We start from the raw sequence: 14,200 nt of genomic DNA, 5'->3' as shown, positions 1-14,200 counted from the left end.
GCGCTGAAAAACTTGGTATGCAACTCGTTCCCGCTCCTCAATCAACTTAAAAAATCATTCAACTAATCATGTGGATATATTGTGTTTCTTGAGAGTCTGAGCAAGTAGATTTTGAGTTGGTCATTATGCGGGGTAAGGTGATTGACATGGATGAAGCAAAGCTACAAACAGTAATATTGGATGAAAATACGTCCAACGAGCGTACCTCTGGGGCAACGTCGTATATTCTAACCGATGGAGTACCAAACTTCATTCGCATAGACAGTGTGCTATTCCGATGATCGGAATAGCACAAAAGGAAACTACATTACCTCAGGCACACCCGGAGGTAATTTAGTTGGAGCCTTCCGGTGCTTTGCTTACCTTGAGTTCCTCATAGCATTCCACAAAAGCGCGGAGTTTCTCAGCTTCGGCCTTTAATCTGATTCAGTCTCGGTTTCTTATAGACATAGCCTATTCAGCCCGATAGTGAGTTTCGGTGAGGCCACATATACTCAGCGCAGCTATTGGGACGTGCAGCAGATTTATTCACAAATTCTCAGATCCGCTTAATCTTATTTGTGTCCTGATTTTACCCAATAAAGTATGTTTTCTGATGATATTTCTTGAAGATACCTCAGAGGTAAGCCCAATAAGCTTTTCTAGCATTGCTCTATTATCGCTCATACTTTGTCATATATTCAATTTAATATAAATCTTATATCATTTTATTGTATCCATATTATCAACAATACAGTTCATCTATTGGTACTTATTTTTTATATATTTAGTAGATATTATTAGTATCAAGAGTTAAGTTAACCGGAATCAAATGAAGGAAATAGGGTTAATATATTAAAAATAATAACCTTATTATTGGTAGTCTTGTTATAACTGATTCTAGATGACAAGATAGTGCATCACGCTTAAATAGCAAATTTAATATGAATATGTTTCCCAAAGAGAACGTATTCATAATATGGTTATTCTTAATAAGCCAACTAAACAATAATTTTTAAAGGCAGAAAGGAGTGAAACTCGAGTTATTTAATGGAGGCATCATTATGAAAGCAAGATCCCTTTTATTAGCTGGACTAATGCTTAGCTTTTTGTCCGCTTGCGCGCAAATGAATCCTGTCGGAAGCGTTCGAAATAACGAAATTCATAATACTCATCGGATTGCCGTAGACCACAGCAATCATGATGCTCTAGCACAACATTATGAAAATATAGCTAAAGAGATGCAAGCGAAATTAAAAGAGCAGAAGAAGCTGCTCCAGGAGTATGAAGATCACAGCTATTATTATGGAAGGAAGGGTCAAGATCTTAAATCTCATACATCTGCCAACATTCGCTATTATAAGAATTCATTAAAAGAGAATTTAAAAGAAGCGTCTATTCATCGCAAAATGGCGGAAGAGCAGAAAGAGCATCATTATACGGACCTGACGCAGACAAGCACAATTCCGGCTCAGTAAAAGAAAAGGCAGCAAACCCATTAAAGCTGCCAAAAAACTTCAAAAAGTAACATGAGCCTGATACCAACAGCTGATCGGTATCATGGCTTGCTTCATAGCTTTAAGAATCAAATACTAGAATACTTCTAAAATACCCTATTTCCCTAATGGATATATCCTCAATCAGAAGGAAATAGTCGTCAAAAGGGTAGTAAAAAATCAAGTGAGAACAGGATCTGATCCTTGTTACCAGCAAAAGGCCTATAAGCAGCTGCCTTATAAGCATCGATCCTATCATAGCGTATGTTAGGGCGAATATTAAGTTTCCTTATTGGCTCCCATTTAAGCTTCAGAGCTTTAGCCGCCTTCCAGTTCATTCCAACAGTGACTGAATAATAATCAGCAGGTGTAATGGTTACACTGTTAATATCGCCTGCAAAACTGACTGCTGCCCCATTAACAATATTGGTAGCAGCTGCTATCCGGGAAGGTGATGGATTACGAAAACCATCCCTGTCACGAAACCATTCACCCCGAATACCTACGGACAAATTGTCCGTAAGATCATGGTACAAGTGTGTAATGAAACTTATCCATTCGGCATTCTTTGTTACATTAGCATACTTAAGATTATTCAATAAAACTCCACCTGCATAGCCATGAACATGATGAAGAACTAAAAGAGTTTTAGGCGTGATTCTATGTTGCAGCACGATATTATACATCCCCCATGGTTCGTTACTCCGCGTGGAAGTCTTACTATAAGTGCCTGTAACATTGAGTGAAGTTGCATGATCATCGCTGGTCCAGGTAATGCCGGCAATGCCGCCCCAGTTACCTAACTGCTTATCCCACCCTCCATCCCAGCCTCCATTAGCACTACCAGTAATAACACTTCCGGAAACTGCCCAGTTGTTATTGATTGTGTAGTTTGTTTGCACACCAGTATGTGTAAAGGGCTCACCAACATTTAAAGTATAAGTTCGCGAATAAAAAAAGTTTTCAGGCGCGGGAACTGTCTCAAAGCCGGTTGGGGAATAGAAATGGCCAATTTTGACATTGAGTCCATTTCCAATAGGTGCATATGCTTCTAAGTAAGTTTGCGGAAGTGCAATACCGTAGGTGCGTGTCGAAGAGCAACACAAATTGATATCCCAATTACTTCTATCCAAGGGTTCTCCAGTATTCACATCAAAAGCTGGCACACCGAAAGCTTGAGTAAAAATAGCGTCCGTTCCAAACATGAAGTCGACGCGACCACCAAAGTCCCACGCATCGCCCATTGATACCACTGAACGCCGCATAAACAGGTTAAATTGATTGAGCTGAAACTGATTGGCTTGATCAGTAAAAATGACAGGGCCATTATATCCATTAGTCTGACTGGGATTAAAAGTTGCGCCACCATTAATCCAACCACCAAACTCTACCCTGCTATTCCTAAAATAATTTATTAAATTATTAGCTTGAAGATTATCAGAATGCGAAGCAATAAAAAATATACTGACCGTTACAGCAAATAATAGCCATCTCGGGTATTTCTGCATATATTCCAATTTTGTAGCTACTCCGCAAAATCAAGGATAAAAAGCTATGCCACTTCTAATAATTGAGAGTTGCTCACTTTAATACTGCAAGCGAAGTAACTCATTGGAATAGGATATTATGGAAACAGTTATTTAGCGCAAGCAATCATATAAAGAAACATCTCTCATTGCATCTTACGCACTCGATTTCAGTATCCCTCGCAAGATATTCAAATTGTCTATGACATAGTCAATTATCTCTTAATAAACCAGAGACTACCCAATCCATCGCCAATTAATGATGAAATAAGGCACGCAAAACACAAAAAATCAGGATGATCGATATACTCGTTTCATTCTGAAAAAAATTCACGCGCTTTTTCCATCCATGATTTTGCCCGGGGACTATGGCGAGAATTATCCTTTTGGCTAATCTCCTCCAGTTCTTGCAGTAATTCCTTCTGTCGTGATGTCAGATTGACGGGTGTCTCCACCACCACATGACATAAGAGATCGCCCGCGGCATGGCTGCGCACACCTTTTATTCCCTTGCCTCGCAATCGGAAGATCTTTCCAGTCTGAGTTTCCGAAGAAATCTTGATTTTTGCGTGGCCTTCTAGTGTAGGAACCTCAATTTCCCCACCCAGTGCTGCTGTCGTAAAGCTGATAGGTATCTCACAGTGCAAATTATTGCCATCTCGCTGGAACACGGAGTGACTGGATAAATGGATCACAACATACAGATCCCCTGGCGGACCACCATTGATTCCTGCTTCGCCTTCACCAGATATCCGAATGCGATCACCTTCATCAACACCGACTGGAATTTTAACATTCAGGGTCTTATGCTGCTTAATTCTGCCCGCTCCATGACACGATGAGCACGGGGTAGCAATGATTCTGCCACTACCATGGCATTTAGGACATGTTTGCTGAATGGAGAAAAAGCCTTGCTGCATTCTGACCTGGCCATGTCCATCGCACGTCGTACAGGTTTTAGGTGAAGTCCCGGGCTTGGCGCCATCACCATGACAAGTATCACAAACCACCATGGTAGGAATCCGAATCTTGGTTTCAGCACCGCGAGCGGCTTGCTCCAAGGTAACTTCCAGGTTATAACGTAAATCAGCGCCGCGATGAACATTGGATCGCCCTCCGCCACCACCACGCATACCAAAAATATCACTGAAAATATCGCTGAATGCATCACCAAACCCATGCGCTCCCGCTCCCGCTGCACTGGCATCTACTCCCGCATGACCATACTGATCATATGCCGGCCGTTTACTGGAATCAGACAGTATCTCATAGGCTTCTTTGACTTCTTTAAAACGCTCCTCAGCCTTGGCATCGCCAGCATTCCGGTCTGGATGATATTTCATGGCTAGCTTACGATAAGCTTTTTTAATCTCACTTTCGTCAGCATCTCTGCTGACACCAAGAACTTCATAGTAATCGCGTTTGCTCATAAAAGTTTCCGACTATCAGGAAATAATCAAAGCAGCAAAATTAATTGGATGATCATTTTGCTACATTTATTGGAATCCAGATTTAGTTCTGATTTAAAAATTAAAATATTCTGATAAACACCAAAACGCAGAGCAGGCAAGGAATCCTTTTTATATCCTTGCATCTCTGCGCCTTGGCACCCATACAACGAACTAGAAAAAATTATTTCTTGTTTTTCACTTCTTCAAATTCAGCGTCGACCACTTCACCTTCTACTGTCTTCTCCTCTTTCTTAGAGGAAGCTGATTCAGCGCTCGATTGCGCTGATTGCGCTGATTGCGCCTGCTCCTGTGAATAAATCTTTTCTGCCAGTTTTTGGGAAGCTTCGGTCAGTGCCTGGGTTTTTGCCTCAATCGTATCCTTGTCATTCGATTTAAGGGCCTCTTCCGCATCTTTCAGCGCAGCTTCGATTTTTGCTTTTTCATCTGCCGCCAGTTTATCGCCATATTCTGCCAATGATTTTCTGATTGAGTGAATCATGGCATCACATTGATTGCGGCTATTGACAAGCTCCAGCGCTTTCTTATCTTCTTCAGCATGGGCTTCAGCATCCTTGACCATGCGTTGAATTTCATCTTCCGCCAAACCTGAGCTTGCCTGGATCTTGATCTTATTTTCCTTACCGGTCGCTTTGTCTTTAGCTGACACATGCAATATACCGTTTGCATCAATATCAAAAGTTACCTCAATCTGCGGCATGCCACGGGGTGCAGACGGAATATCTGTCAGGTTAAATTGCCCCAAGCTTTTATTACCGGACGCCACTTCCCGTTCACCTTGCAACACATGGATAGTCACTGCGGTCTGATTATCATCCGCCGTTGAAAACACCTGCTGCGCTTTGGTCGGGATAGTCGTATTCTTTTGGATCAGCTTAGTCATGACACCACCCAAGGTCTCAATGCCCAGCGACAAGGGCGTCACATCCAATAACAATACATCTTTGACATCGCCTTTCAAGACGCCACCCTGAATAGCCGCTCCGATTGCAACAGCTTCATCGGGGTTGACGTCTTTGCGCGGTTCCTTGCCGAAAATCTCTTTGACTTTGTCCTGTACTTTGGGCATACGGGTTTGCCCACCCACCAGAATGACATCATTAATATCGGAAAAGGCTAAGCCTGCATCTTTGATCGCTATGCGACATGGTTCAATCGTCCGTTCAATTAACTCTTCAACCAGGCTTTCCAATTTGGCACGGGTAATCTTTACGGCGAGATGCTTCGGCCCCGAAGCATCCGCCGTAATATAAGGTAGATTGACTTCTGTCTGTTGACTAGATGACAGCTCAATTTTGGCTTTCTCCGCCGCGTCTTTCAAACGTTGCAGCGCAAGCATGTCTTTTTTCAGGTCGATACCACTTTCTTTCTTGAATTCATCGACCAGATACTCGATTACACGTGAGTCAAAATCCTCCCCCCCCAGAAATGTATCCCCATTGGTAGCAAGCACCTCAAATTGATGTTCTCCTTCCACTTCTGCAATTTCGATAATGGAGATATCGAAAGTACCACCACCCAAATCGTATACCGCAATCTTGCGATCACCTTCTTTTTTATCCATTCCAAAAGCCAGCGCAGCAGCAGTTGGCTCGTTGATAATGCGTTTGACTTCCAACCCAGCAATCCGGCCTGCATCCTTGGTCGCCTGACGTTGCGAATCATTAAAGTAGGCAGGCACCGTAATCACTGCCTCCGTTACCGGCTCTCCCAGGTAATCCTCAGCAGTTTTCTTCATTTTTATCAACACTTGTGCTGAAATCTCAGGAGGCGCAATTTTTCTTCCACGCACTTCCACCCAGGCATCATTATTGTCCGCACGAACAATACTGTAAGGCACCATCTTAATATCTTTCTGCACCATATCTTCGTCAAAGCGGCGGCCAATAAGCCGTTTGACAGCAAACAAGGTATTCTTTGGATTGGTCACAGCTTGCCGTTTAGCAGAAGCACCTACCAAGATTTCACTCTCATCCGTGTACGCTACGATAGAAGGGGTTGTCCGCGCGCCTTCCGAATTTTCAATGACCTTGGGTTTACCATTCTCCATCACTGCTACACAAGAATTGGTGGTACCCAAGTCGATACCGATTATTTTTGACATACTTGCTCGATCCTTTAAAAGGTTAAAACTAAGAATTTATCTAATATCTGGAAGTGGAGATTCCTGCTGAAATTTCAAGTCTCTTTGGCTTTTGAAACCGCTACCATCGCCGGACGAATTACCCGATCATGCAGCATATATCCCCGCTGCAATACCTGCGTAACCGTATTCGGAGGAAGATCTGATTCCACCATACACATCGCCTGATGCTGATGAGGATCGAATTTCTCACCCTCTGGATTGACGACTTTAATATTAAATTTTTCGAAAACAGCAATCAGCTGCTTTTGTGTCAATTCCACGCCACTTTTAAAATTTTCCAGTGTGGCATTCTCGACTGCCAACGCAGCATCGAGACTGTCCATGACTGCCAACAATTCAGTAGAAAATTTTTCAATTGCATATTTATGCGCATTAGCAATATCTGACTGAGCACGCTTACGGATATTTTCAGCTTCAGCTTTAGCACGCAGCCAAGCATCGTGATGCTCAGCTGCTCTTAATTCGGCTTCTTTCAATAATTGTTCAAGACTAGGCGTTATTTCAACTTGTGGTTCGGTCTCATTAGTGCTTTTATCTTTGGAAGCTTCAAATTCACTCATTTCACCACTCACCGATATCAACTCCTGTTCATCTGATTGCGATTTATTTGATTCTTGCATACTCACCTCCCATTTTTGATTTGTTATATTGGGATAGTTATTCCAATATCAACCCATTCAACTCATTTAAACATTAAAAAGTCACTTAATCACAAGAAAATTTGCCACAACATTATTCCTAATACACTGAAGTATTGATGGAAAATAGTGATCACTAGCTGCCGATTTTTGCAGCCAGGCTCGTTGCTAATCCTGTGTAATTCTGCGGAGTTAATTCCAATAGGCGCTTCTTATCAGCCTCAGGAATAGCAAGATTGGCAATGAATTGATGCAAGGTTTCCTGAGTAATATTCGCCTTCCCACGCGTCAGCGCTTTAAGTTGCTCGTAGGGATTAGTTACTCCATAACGGCGCATGACCGTTTGAATAGGTTCAGCCAGTACCTCCCAGGAATCCTGTAAATCTTGCTGCAATCGTGCGGAATTAATCTCTAACTTACTCAGCCCTCTCATGCAGGAATCATAAGCTAACAACGTATAACCAAGGACCACGCCCATGTTGCGCAGCACCGTAGAATCGGTTAAATCGCGCTGCCAGCGAGATACGGGCAGCTTATCACTCAGATGCCTAAGTAGCGCATTGGCTATCCCCAGATTACCCTCCGAGTTCTCAAAATCGATTGGATTCACCTTGTGCGGCATAGTGGATGACCCCACTTCTCCATCCTTGGTTTTCTGCCTGAAATAACCCAGTGAAATATATCCCCAGATATCGCGATCCATATCGAGCAATATCGTGTTGACACGCGCATAGGCATCAAACAGTTCAGCGATGGTGTCGTGCGGTTCAATCTGGGTAGTGTAGGGATTAAAAACCAGATCTAGTTTCTCAACAAAATCCCGGGCGAATTTTTCCCAGTCAAGATCGGGGTAAGCGATCGTATGCGCATTGTAATTGCCCACCGCACCATTGATTTTGCCTAGAATGGCTACCTTCGCCAGCTGTTCATAACCACGTTGCAGACGATACACCACATTGGCAATCTCCTTACCCATCGTCGTGGGCGTAGCAGGTTGGCCATGCGTACGTGCAAGCATGGGAACATCCGTCAGTTGATGTGCCAATTGCGTAAGGCTGCCGATCATCTCTTTGAGCATTGGCAACATCACCTGATTTCGACTGGCTTGAAGCATCATGCCATACGAGAGATTATTGATATCCTCTGAAGTGCATGCAAAATGAATGAATTCGGCTACTCGGGTAATTTCAGCATTTCCTGCCAGAGACTCTTTCAGCCAGTATTCAACTGCTTTGACATCGTGGTTGGTACGCATTTCGATCGCTTTAACCGCCTCCGCATCAGCGATGGAAAAATTCTCTGCCAGATTATCCAGTTGTGCCATCGTAGCAGCAGAAAAGGCAGGTACCTCAGCGATAAGCGGTTCGTTACTTAATGCCTTAAGCCATTCAATTTCTACCTGCACCCGATAGCGAATCAATGCAAATTCACTGAAATAGGGCCGCAAATCCGCAACCTTATTGTGATATCGACCATCCAGAGGAGAAAGCGCGTAAATAGGGGCAAAACTCATTTTTTCTGTGTCCTTGTTTTTATTGTTATTTTATCATAGCTCGTTATACCCATGAATGACACAGATACGTATAATCAGCGCTTCAAGCATTGCCAAAGGTAGCATCATGAAGCTTATCGGATCATTGACCTGCCCATATGTACGCAAAATCCGTATTATTCTGGCTGAAAAAAACATCAGACATGAGTTTGATGTAGATATTCCCTGGAATACCGATACCCATGTTGCCAATCACAATCCGCTGGGTAAAGTACCTGTCCTGATCATGAATGATGGCAAAACCCTGTTTGATTCACGTGTGATTGCAGAATATTTAGATGATTTGGAAGGTGCTATTCAAGCTTCTCGCCTTATTCCTGAATCTGGATCCGCGCGTTGGCGAGTAAAGCGTTGGGAAGCACTCGCAGACGGTATTTGTGATGCAACCGCAACTATCTTTCTGGAACGCAAACGCCCTGATACCCAGCAAAGCCCGGAATGGATAGCCCGCCAACACAAGAAAATTGATCTGGGTTTGGCCGCCGCTGCAATGGAATTAGGCGGCAATGATTGGTGCGAGGGTAAAACTATAACGCTGGCTGATGTCGCCCTAGGCTGCGCAACGGGCTATTTAGCCTTTCGCTTCCCACAGATTGAGTGGCGCAAATCTTATCCCAATCTCACAAAGCTGATTGACAAACTGGAACAACGTGAATCCTTCATCAGTACGGCACCAAGAGATTACGCCCGTTGAATACCGTCAGAACACAGGGATTGTGAAAACAAACTCTCAGATCATTTGCTGCCAGTAATCACCCCCCCACCGAGACACACCTTACTTTCATAGACCACAACCGACTGCCCCGGTGTCACTGCCCATTGCGGCTGGGCAAAGTCAATCTGGCAGTTCCCTTGATCTACATGTGCAATAGCACAAGGCGCATCAGTTTGGCGATAACGGGTTTTGGCTGCATACACCCAGTTGCAATGGGGTGCCTTGCCACTGATCCAGGATAGATCGGTAGCTGATAATGTGGAACGGAGCAATGCCGGATGGTCATGCCCCTGCACCACGATCAGCATATTTTTTGCGATATCCTTGCCTGCAACAAACCACGGCTGTTCATTGCCATCTTTGGTTCCGCCAATACCTAACCCCTGCCGTTGTCCAATGGTGTAATACATCAGACCGATATGTTTGCCGACCACCTTCCCTTCCGGCGTCTGGATTTCTCCAGGTTCATGGGGTAAATACCGATTGAGAAATTCGCGGAAGGGACGCTCTCCAATGAAACAGATACCGGTGCTGTCCTTTTTGGAAAAATTCGGTAGTTTGTGTGCAAGTGCGATTTGACGCACCTCATACTTGTAGAGATGGCCGATGGGAAAGAGCGCTTTTGCCAGTTGTTGCTGGTTTAAACGATAGAGAAAATAACTCTGATCCTTGTTGCCATCCTCGCCTTTTAATAACTGATATGAATCATTGACTCGACGTACCTGCGCATAGTGACCCGTGGCTATAAAATCTGCACCGAGGGTGATCGCATGATCGAGAAAAGCCTTAAACTTGATTTCGGCATTGCATAATACATCCGGATTAGGTGTTCGCCCGGCCTTATATTCGGCAAGAAACAAATTGAACACGCGTTCTTTATACTCAGCCGAGAAATTGATGACTTCAAGTGGAATATCGATCACATCAGCTACTGATACCGCATCAATGAAATCTTGGCGGGAAGAACAGTATTCATCGGTATCATCGTCCTCCCAGTTCTTCATGAATAAACCGATGACCTCGTAACCCTGTTCTTTCAATAATAAGGCGGCAACAGAGGAATCTACCCCACCGGACATCCCCACTATGACACGCTGTTTTTTCATGGTCTCAATCGTAATGTGTAAGAATTTCCAGAGGATAGCGTTTTCCGACCAAATAATCCTCGATGCATTGCATGACGAGCGGGCTGCGATGGCAGGCTCTTCGTCCACGAATCTCATGCAGATCAAACCAGGCGGCACGCAAAATTCCGTCATCTAGCGTCCGATCCGGATCAAAGCCGGTCACAATACCGGACAGCGCGAAACGCAGAAAAGTCGTATCACTAGCCGGAGAATGCCAGTGATATATACCCACCAGCCATTGGGGAATAAAGGTATAAGCCGTTTCTTCCAGAACTTCCCGGATGCTCGCCTGAATAATGGATTCATTAGGTTCCAGATGGCCGGCAGGCTGATTGAGTTGCACGCCCAGATCCTGCTGATCTTCCTCCACTAGGAGATATTTGCCATCTTGCTCGATAATGGCTGCAACCGTAACATTGGGTTTCCAAATCATAACTTTTATGCGAATTAATTTAATAAAAAAACGTATTGTTAAAACTTGATATCATCAAGCTGGTCTGAACATCCACTTATATCGACAAGAATCTATTTTTCATGCATATTTCGCTCATTATCCCAGCTTACAACGAAGAACGTTTGATCGGGCGATGTTTACAGTCCGTGACCGAAGCAATCGCCGCCAACCGGGATGTTGATTTCACCCATGAAATCATCGTGGTCGATAACAATTCTACCGACAACACGGCTCATCTGGCAAAACAGGCAGGTGCGCGCGTCATTTTTGAACCCATCAACCATATTGCCCGTGCTCGCAGCGCAGGAGCTACGGCTGCCACGGGAGAATGGCTGATATTTCTGGATGCAGATTGTTTACTGAGCGCAGGATTATTAGCCGATATCTTCCGGTTAATCAAGGAAGGCAAGCATGTCGGTGCTGGCGGCACCTTGCTAATGCCTGGCCTGCCTTGGTGGGCAAGCGCAATATTAAAGCTTTGGACAATACTATCCGTTTTATTTGGCTGGGCCGCAGGTGCATTGATGGTATGTAACAGCAGGGCATTCCGAGAAATAGGCGGCTTCAATCTGGAACTCTATGCAGCCGAGGAAATTGAATTCAGTCAGAAACTCAAGAAGTGGGGCCGAGCCCATCATCTCAAATTCACGATTCTGACAGCTCATCCACTTGAAACATCTGCAAGAAAAATTAAACTCTATAGCGGACGAGAAGTCTTTGGGCAGTTTGTGCGTCTTATTCTCCATCCCCACCGATCGCTCCATGACAAAAAATGGTTATCGATGTGGTATGACGGGCGACGCTAATCCTTACTCAAAAATATGAATCCTACTGAAAACACCGACAAAAGAACGACTCATATGCACTGGGGCCATGTACTGCTGATCGTTCTGCTCACCATGGTAATCACCATAGCTAGTACCTACTGGGTACTCAAAACCTATATTTTCACCACGTCATTTACTCCGGTAGTACTGAGTACCAAAGAAGAGGAGACTCTCAAAGCCAAACTGCATGCCCTCGGTTATGAACCTGAATTCTCATCGCGCCCTATGAATAAAAAAGAAAGTGATGAAATCGACAAAGACGGATTCCTGAAACCAGAACCTTACTCCGAAGAAAATGCTCCACACGAAATCAATTTCACTGAACGCGAGCTGAATGCACTACTCGCAAAAAATACTGATCTCGCACAAAAACTGGCCATTGATCTTGCTGATAATCTCGTCAGTGCAAAACTGCTCATTCCACTTGAAGAAGATTTTCCGGTACTGGGTGGTAAAACACTCCGTTTAAATGCCGGCATCGGCATGGCCTACCAGCATGACAAACCGGTCATCGTCCTCAAAGGCGTCAGCATCATGGGCATTCCCATCCCAAATGCCTGGCTGGGTGGCATGAAAAATATCGATCTGGTCAGTGAATTTGGGGTCGATCCGGGATTCTGGAAATCTTTCTCGGAAGGCGTTGAAGACATTCAAGTGACCGACGGTCAGATCAATATCAAGCTCAAGGAATAGCCGGTCTTTGCTTGCGGCCCATTTAAAATTGACTCCATCAACATATCCTCCCCCCTGTTCAGCATCATCATCCGTCACGTTGCCATATACAGACACGGTTGAATCAGTACTCGGATCGGCTTTGGGCTGATGCTAAATTTTATTGTACTGCCCGCCTCGATATCGCGGTTACGAAAATAATCACCATCCACCTGCAAAGGATAGGATGGTGCGTGTAAGGTAAGCGATATGTTTCTTCCTGAAAAATACTGCAAGGGAAGCCCTGCTGGCTTATGCTGAAGCATCCTCAATGTTTTGATCAATTCATGTTGGCGTCGCGCCCCAGGTAAAAAACCAATGACCAGCTCATTTACAGATGGACTAGCGCCAGGAACAAGCTGTAAATTTCTTGCATAAGCTGGACTGTTGGCCACAATGATATATCCTGATTTGTGATCAATGACCGTCTGTCCCTCAATGGAAATCGTCACGGTAGGATGGTGCAGCGAAACCAGAGCGCTTAACCCGCACCAAACATAAGTCGAATCATTGATCGGCCCTTTTCGTTTACCAATCTGCTTGATTGTCAGTGAATCAAACCCCATCGAGGCCATAATGAAAAAAGGCTTCCCTCCCTGGATCCCGTTGCCGCTGATCAGACCATAAAACTGTTCCAGACATTTCCCGTGAACGACCGCTTGGAGCAGGTCCTCTGCATTTGCACTCATCCCATACGAGCGCGCAAATAGCGATTCATTTCCACCGGGAACCACGTAAACGGGAGTATCCGTTTTACTAAGTAAAGGCAACAGTTTTCTGACTGTTCCATCGCCTCCGACCACCACCAACAGATCACGCATAGCAATGTCAGCCGCGATGCGCTTGTAAGATTTCATCTTTTTCTCTGATTCGCAGGCTTCCACATCAATGCCATGATGAGTCAGGAATTTCCCAAATTCATAGGCTAGCGTTTCTGTATTGCCCGCGCTGGAGATAGGATTGAAAATAATTGACACCTTTTTGGGTGAAGGAATATCAATGAGCGTTCCATTTTGTTGAAATGAGCGATCGGTTTTCACGGAAGAATAAATCATTATCTGATTAGCCCAAAGCTTTAGTGGTTATGAGTAAGTGACCGGTATGTCAACCGGCATGGTAGATAATTTGGCTATTTCGCATGATAGATACTGCGTTACCAACAATGCGTTGATCCAGTTTTTATAGGGTTGATAGTGATATTATCCAATCTCGACGCTATGGCTGATGTATTGATATTGAAACACAGGAAATATAAACAACCATTTTTACAAAATTATGTACCCAAGCTTCATGCGAGCTCAAAAGTACTGATACGCGATCAAGGAATCTTTAGCGCCAGCCGCATTAGCCTTGCCAGGTAGCCAGAAAACCGTGCGATCGGGTACGTAGCGGTCTCACCCCCACATCCATCGAACCTAAATCGGAACGCACCCTAGATACCTTCGCTGGCTCTAAGAGTCTGTTCAAAATCTTTGCAGTAACAATGCCAAGAAAGCAAGATGGACGAACTGTAGGCTGGTGTTGAGTTTGCGTTCACAATTTTTCCACAGCCGCCGGCAT

At 44.3% G+C, this 14,200-nt stretch carries 12 protein-coding genes and 1 pseudogene; 4 read left to right on the top strand and 9 right to left on the bottom strand.

Going from position 1 to position 14,200, the window contains the following annotated elements:
* The first annotated feature begins 1,043 nt into the window (after positions 1 to 1,043).
* On the top strand, positions 1,044 to 1,457 hold the full coding sequence (locus tag BLW34_RS13190) for a hypothetical protein (protein ID WP_090580477.1): 414 nt from the start codon (positions 1,044 to 1,046) through the stop codon (positions 1,455 to 1,457).
* Between the two features lie 179 nt (positions 1,458 to 1,636).
* Here BLW34_RS13190 and BLW34_RS13185 read toward each other — a convergent pair whose 3' ends face one another.
* The 5 genes from BLW34_RS13185 to purB form a co-directional block, all read right to left on the bottom strand.
* A complete protein-coding gene (locus BLW34_RS13185; protein WP_371263950.1) occupies positions 1,637 to 2,992 on the bottom strand; it encodes a porin in 1,356 nt (451 codons plus the stop codon).
* Positions 2,993 to 3,315: 323 nt separating this feature from the next.
* Complete coding sequence (gene dnaJ / locus BLW34_RS13180; protein WP_090580468.1) at positions 3,316 to 4,431, bottom strand: molecular chaperone DnaJ; 1,116 nt, start codon at positions 4,429 to 4,431, stop codon at positions 3,316 to 3,318.
* A 202-nt stretch (positions 4,432 to 4,633) separates the two neighbouring features.
* Positions 4,634 to 6,574: a molecular chaperone DnaK gene (gene dnaK, locus BLW34_RS13175; protein WP_090580465.1), complete on the bottom strand. Its 1,941-nt coding sequence runs from the start codon at positions 6,572 to 6,574 to the stop codon at positions 4,634 to 4,636.
* Positions 6,575 to 6,648: 74 nt separating this feature from the next.
* Positions 6,649 to 7,236 carry a nucleotide exchange factor GrpE gene (gene grpE / locus BLW34_RS13170; RefSeq protein WP_090580462.1) on the bottom strand — a complete coding sequence of 196 codons (588 nt, stop codon included), beginning with the start codon at positions 7,234 to 7,236 and terminating at the stop codon, positions 6,649 to 6,651.
* A gap of 154 nt (positions 7,237 to 7,390) precedes the next feature.
* Complete coding sequence (gene purB / locus BLW34_RS13165; RefSeq protein WP_090580460.1) at positions 7,391 to 8,767, bottom strand: adenylosuccinate lyase; 1,377 nt, start codon at positions 8,765 to 8,767, stop codon at positions 7,391 to 7,393.
* 106 nt (positions 8,768 to 8,873) lie between these two features.
* Between purB and BLW34_RS13160 the strand changes: the two genes are divergently transcribed.
* On the top strand, positions 8,874 to 9,500 hold the full coding sequence (locus tag BLW34_RS13160) for a glutathione S-transferase (RefSeq protein ID WP_090580480.1): 627 nt from the start codon (positions 8,874 to 8,876) through the stop codon (positions 9,498 to 9,500).
* A gap of 41 nt (positions 9,501 to 9,541) precedes the next feature.
* Here BLW34_RS13160 and mnmA read toward each other — a convergent pair whose 3' ends face one another.
* Both mnmA and BLW34_RS13150 read right to left on the bottom strand, forming a co-directional pair.
* Complete coding sequence (gene mnmA / locus BLW34_RS13155; protein WP_256203800.1) at positions 9,542 to 10,627, bottom strand: tRNA 2-thiouridine(34) synthase MnmA; 1,086 nt, start codon at positions 10,625 to 10,627, stop codon at positions 9,542 to 9,544.
* Positions 10,628 to 10,631: 4 nt separating this feature from the next.
* On the bottom strand, positions 10,632 to 11,081 hold the full coding sequence (locus BLW34_RS13150; protein WP_090580455.1) for an NUDIX hydrolase: 450 nt from the start codon (positions 11,079 to 11,081) through the stop codon (positions 10,632 to 10,634).
* A 101-nt stretch (positions 11,082 to 11,182) separates the two neighbouring features.
* Here BLW34_RS13150 and BLW34_RS13145 point away from each other — a divergent pair, with 101 nt between their 5' ends.
* Positions 11,183 to 11,908: a glycosyltransferase gene (locus BLW34_RS13145; RefSeq protein ID WP_090580452.1), complete on the top strand. Its 726-nt coding sequence runs from the start codon at positions 11,183 to 11,185 to the stop codon at positions 11,906 to 11,908.
* A 54-nt stretch (positions 11,909 to 11,962) separates the two neighbouring features.
* Positions 11,963 to 12,622 carry an arginine N-succinyltransferase gene (locus tag BLW34_RS13140; RefSeq protein ID WP_256203799.1) on the top strand — a complete coding sequence of 220 codons (660 nt, stop codon included), beginning with the start codon at positions 11,963 to 11,965 and terminating at the stop codon, positions 12,620 to 12,622.
* A gap of 74 nt (positions 12,623 to 12,696) precedes the next feature.
* On the opposite strand, the gene BLW34_RS13135 is transcribed toward BLW34_RS13140, so the two are convergent.
* On the bottom strand, positions 12,697 to 13,680 hold the full coding sequence (locus tag BLW34_RS13135; RefSeq protein WP_090542982.1) for a diacylglycerol/lipid kinase family protein: 984 nt from the start codon (positions 13,678 to 13,680) through the stop codon (positions 12,697 to 12,699).
* 423 nt (positions 13,681 to 14,103) lie between these two features.
* Positions 14,104 to 14,200: pseudogene (locus BLW34_RS15760) on the bottom strand (IS5/IS1182 family transposase); the annotation flags it as partial.

The organism is Nitrosomonas sp. Nm58 (genome assembly GCF_900107335.1).
Classification (GTDB): domain Bacteria; phylum Pseudomonadota; class Gammaproteobacteria; order Burkholderiales; family Nitrosomonadaceae; genus Nitrosomonas.
This window is presented reverse-complemented; position numbering and strand designations above follow the sequence as displayed.